3 protein-coding genes and 2 pseudogenes are annotated in these 4588 nt (G+C 73.3%); 1 reads left to right on the forward strand and 4 read right to left on the reverse strand.

Translation table 11 applies throughout. The annotated features are described in order from the left end of the window. The coding region (locus ACY45C_RS19845; protein ID WP_462189073.1) for an Mrp/NBP35 family ATP-binding protein at positions 1-948 on the forward strand (948 nt) is incomplete at its 5' end. A 110-nt stretch (positions 949-1058) separates the two neighbouring features. Here the strand turns inward: ACY45C_RS19845 and tatB are convergent. The 4 genes and pseudogenes from tatB to ACY45C_RS19865 all read right to left on the reverse strand — a co-directional run. Further along, a complete protein-coding gene (gene tatB / locus ACY45C_RS19850; protein WP_462189074.1) occupies positions 1059-1619 on the reverse strand; it encodes a Sec-independent protein translocase protein TatB in 561 nt (186 codons plus the stop codon). A 67-nt stretch (positions 1620-1686) separates the two neighbouring features. After that, a complete protein-coding gene (locus tag ACY45C_RS19855; RefSeq protein ID WP_462189075.1) occupies positions 1687-2118 on the reverse strand; it encodes a S1C family serine protease in 432 nt (143 codons plus the stop codon). Between the two features lie 33 nt (positions 2119-2151). After that, a pseudogene (locus ACY45C_RS19860) lies at positions 2152-2582 on the reverse strand (S1C family serine protease); the annotation flags it as partial. 1700 nt (positions 2583-4282) lie between these two features. After that, positions 4283-4588: pseudogene (locus ACY45C_RS19865) on the reverse strand (anti-sigma factor family protein); the annotation flags it as partial.

Raw genomic sequence — 4588 nt, forward strand, 5'->3', positions numbered from 1 at the left:
AGTCGAGCCGTCAGCGCGGTCAAAGGCGTCCGCGAGGTCCGCGTCGATCTGCAGGTCATGTCGGACGAGCAACGCGGTGCCCTGCACGCGAAACTGCGGGGGGGCAACGCCCCCAAGGCGATTCCCTTCGCCCAACCGGGCTCGACCACCAGGGTCTACGGCGTCGCCAGCGGCAAGGGCGGCGTCGGCAAGTCCTCGATCACCGTGAACCTGGCCGCCGCGATGGCCCGTTCGGGCCTGTCGGTCGGTGTGCTCGATGCCGACATCTACGGGCACTCCGTGCCCCGCATGCTGGGCATCGACCGCCCGCCCACCCAGGTCGAAAAGATGATCATGCCGCCCCAGGCGCACGGGGTGCGAGTCATCTCCACCGGGATGTTCACGCGTGGCAACCAGCCGGTGACCTGGCGCGGACCGATGCTGCACCGTGCCCTGGAGCAGTTCCTGTCGGACGTCTTCTGGGGTGACCTGGACGTCCTTCTCCTGGACCTGCCGCCCGGCACCGGTGACATCGCCATCTCTCTGGCCCAGCTGGTGCCGTCCTCCGAACTGCTGCTGGTCACGACCCCGCAGCTGGCGGCCACCGAGGTCGCCGAGCGGGCCGGGACCATCGCCGTGCAGACCCGGCAGAACGTGGTCGGGGTCGTCGAGAACATGGCGTGGCTGCCCTGCCCGCACTGCGGCGAGCGGGTCGACGTGTTCGGCTCCGGCGGCGGGGCGGCGGTGGCCGAGCGGCTGACCAGGGTGCTCGGTCATGACGTACCGCTGCTGGCCCAGATCCCGGTAGACGTCCGGCTCCGGGAAGGCGCCGACAACGGCGTGCCACTGGTCATCGGCGAGCCGGACAGCGAGGCGGGCAAGGCCCTGGACGCGGTGGCAGGCCGGCTCACCTACCGCTCCCGTGGGCTCGCCGGACGCAGCCTCAACCTCACGCCGGTGGGGCGCTGAACACCTACGATCGGCCGTCCGTCCGGGTTCGCGCAGCCTGATCGACGCGAGCCCGGCCCCGGCTGATCCCGCCCCGGGGCGGGTCCTCGAGCCGACGGCGGCGCCGAACCTCAGGTGGCGTCGGGTCGGCTCAGGTGGCGTCCGAGTCGAAGGGCACCTCTGTCGCCGGGCCGCCCGCTCCGTGCCGGCTGCACCGGCACGGAGCGGGCGGCGGAGGCCTTGCTCGGCGAGACCTTCGACAGCATGGGAGACACCGGACCGGGCGGCGCCGCCGGGACCGCGGCCTCGGCGCCGGGACGAGCCGGGTCCTTGGCCGCGGGATCTCTCGGCAGCGAGGACTTGGTCAGTGACGGCACCGCGGGCGGATCGTCACCGAGGAGCAGCGAGTCGAGCGAGGTCCGCTTGGTGAGGTATGGCGGCAGAACCGGACCGTCCTCGAACAGGTGCTTGCGGACGAAGGTCTTGGGATGCAGGTCCCGGATATCCAGATCGGCGAATTCCGGGCCCAGCTCGGACCTGAGATCGTTACGCATGCCGTTGGCCATCTGGCGCAGCTGACGCAGCACGCGTCCCGCGTCCCTGGCGGCCTTGGGCAATCTGTCCGGGCCGAAGACGAACAGCCCGATCAGGAGCAAGACGACGACTTCACCCCACCCGACACCGTTGAACACGCGCTGAGCGTACCTCTCCCGGTGTTACGGGCAAGGAGCTCGCGGGCAACGAAAAGATGCCTGCAGCTCAGCGCTGTTGTTCCTGCAGTGTCAGCTGGATGGTCGCGGTGGCCCCGGCGCGTTCGTAGGCGACCGGCACCCGGTCACCTACCCGGTGGAGCCGGGCGGCGACAATGAGGTCATTCATCCCGCTGATGACCCTGGTGCCCACCCGCGTGATGATGTCGCCGACGCGCAGCCCGGCGCGCTCGGCGGGGCCATCGGGCGCCAGGTTGACAATGCGGGCACCCGGCGTGGTCCCCGTGGCCTTCGCCTGGCCGGCGGTGACGGTCGCGGCCGACACGCCGAGGTACGGGTGGGTCGCCCGGCCGGTCGAGATGATCTCCTGAGCGACCGAGCGGGCGAAGTCGATCGGGATGGCGAACCCCACGCCGATGCTGCCGCTCTGGCTCTGGGACTCATGGCCGGGCACCGCGGCGATCGCGGTATTGATCCCCACTATCTGGCCGAGGCCGTCGAGCAGCGGACCACCGGAGTTGCCCGGATTGATCGCCGCGTCGATCTGGATCGCCCCGATGAGCACCGTGGGGTCGGTGCCGCTCTCGGCCGGGACCATGGGATTGCGGTCGAGCGCGCTGACAACGCCAGTCGTTACGGTGCCGGCGAGGCCGAACGGCGCCCCGATGGCAACCACCGGCGCTCCCACGACCAGCGAGCCGGACTGGCCGAGCGCCGCCGCCGGCAGGGGTTGCGGGGCGGGATGCGCAGGACGGCGAGGTCAGTCTTGGGATCCCGCCCGACCAGGTCGGCCTGGACCTGGCCGAACTCCTGGTAGCGGCGCACGGAGATCGGAGTTCTGGCGGCGACCGCGGGCGCCACGACGTGGTTGTTCGTCAGGATGTACCCCTCCGGGCTGATGATCACCCCGGAGCCGGTGCCCGCGGCATCGCCGGCCCCCGCCACCGGCGTCGATCGTCACCACACTGGGCAGAGTCGTCGCGGCGATCGACGCGACCGACCTGCGGTCGGAGCTGGGCGCGGCGGTACCGACCTGCAGGGCCGCCGACGCCTGCCGGTCGCTGCCGCACTCGGTCATCGAGACGAGCAGCGCACCGATCCCCCCGCCCAGCAGACCCGCGACCAGGATGCTCGCGAGGAGGACCCGGTGACCGAGAACGACCGGGCGACCGGGCGCGACCAGGCGCCCCCGCGGCGCGGGACGGCCGGTCAGGACGCCGGCGAACGGCGCGGCGACCGCCGTGCCGTTCGAGCCGTTCGAGCCGCCGCCGGAGTCCGCGGGCAGCGGATACGGCGTCGAGGTCGGCGACCACGCCCGCGGGGAGCCCGTCGCAGCGGGTGGTGGGGCCGGCGGCTGCGTGCCGAAGCCACGCACCGCGGTCACTGTCGGCAAGTCTCTCGACGGCTCCCGCGGGTTCCCGTCAGCCGGAGCGCGCCCGCGGTCGGTCGCGGCGGCGGCCCCCTCGACCCGCCCGGAATGCCGGGGGTGGCGATGCCCTCCGGGGGCGGAGCCGGGCCTGTCCTCACTGGGTGGGAGGGTCGGCGGACGCCGGGCGGGCTGACGCACCGGAATCCGCGCCGCCCCGGGTTCCGGCGTCGCACCCTCGCGGGCCGTGGGCCGCGGCTGCGGTCCCGCAGCCGATGGCCCCGCACCCGATGGAGTTCCCGGGGCCGGCTCAGGAGCGCGTGCCGCCGGACTACCCGTGCCCGGCGTCCTGGCGGCCGTGGGTCGCCGGTCGGGCCGGGTCTCCTCCGCCGCCGGCCCGGTCATCGCGGTGGTGGAGGCCGTACGAGGCGATTCCGGACGGCGTGTCCCGGCCGCCGGTTCCGACCCGGACGGCTGCACAGGTCCCGACGGCCGCACGGGGACGACCACCCCGGGCTGTACCCGCGGCCCGGCACCGCCGGCTGTGCTGGGCCGGGGCGCGGCGGGAAGGCGAAGCCGACTAACAGGTATCGTCCCGCCGGTCGAGGGGACGGTCGTCGCGTCGCACGCCGCCGCGACCCGGCCGCTGGCCTGATCGGTCTGCGGCTCGCCGTCGGTGGCAGGAGGCGCCGCGTCGGCGCGGTCCGCGACTCGCCGGGCGCCGGGGCGGGAAGGATCGGCGCGGTGGCTCGGGCCGGCGGGAACCGACCGCATCGTGGATGACCGCTCGAGACGTCGGGGCCGTACGGGGGGGTCGACCGGTTCCACGCTCGCGACAGGCACCTCGTTGTCGCTGACGTCCACACGTCCTCCCCGATTCGCTCGTCGCACGGCACGGCGGAACGCCGACGACCGGTTCCGTCCTGGAAAGCACGCGCGACGCGTCCGAGCGGGTAACACGGTAAAGCCTCACATCAGGCCAGACGAGACCTCTCCTCCAGAACACTCAGAAAATGTCTTTCAGGTACCGGAAAGATGCGTCCCGCCGGTTTCCGGCGGCGACCGGGGCGGACAGCCGGACAAAGGCGACCAGCCAGGGCCTGGCGCCGGGAGGCGGAGCGGGCGACACCCCGGAACTCACGGCCCCGGCCGCCTCCGGGTACCCGGGACGGCTTACCCCGTCCGAATACCCCGTTCGAATACCCCCGACCGGGCCGACGGGGAACGTATCCGCCCGGATCGGCCTGAATTCGCCCGGTCGGCTCGAACGGGCGGACGATCAACGACGCAAGGACGCCCGGACCGGGGCGAACATCGGGGTGAGCCGGCCCGGGACGCCGTTCGGAACGCCCGGGGCGACGACCGAGGACACCGTCGGCACCGCGACGGGTCCCGGTGTCTGGATACTCTCCTGGCCGTCGGCGATGGCGGTACCAGCGACGGCGAGCAGCATCAGCGCGGCGGATCCGAGGAGGGTTCGCCGCATGCTGGTCCGGAGGGTGGGACGGCGGTGCGGGGCCGACAGCCGCCGGCGCGGGGCGGGCGGGGCCGGCCGCCGCAGGCGCTGGCGCGCGGGCCCCGGCGC

It is taken from the genome of Frankia sp. CcWB2, from assembly GCF_977927585.1.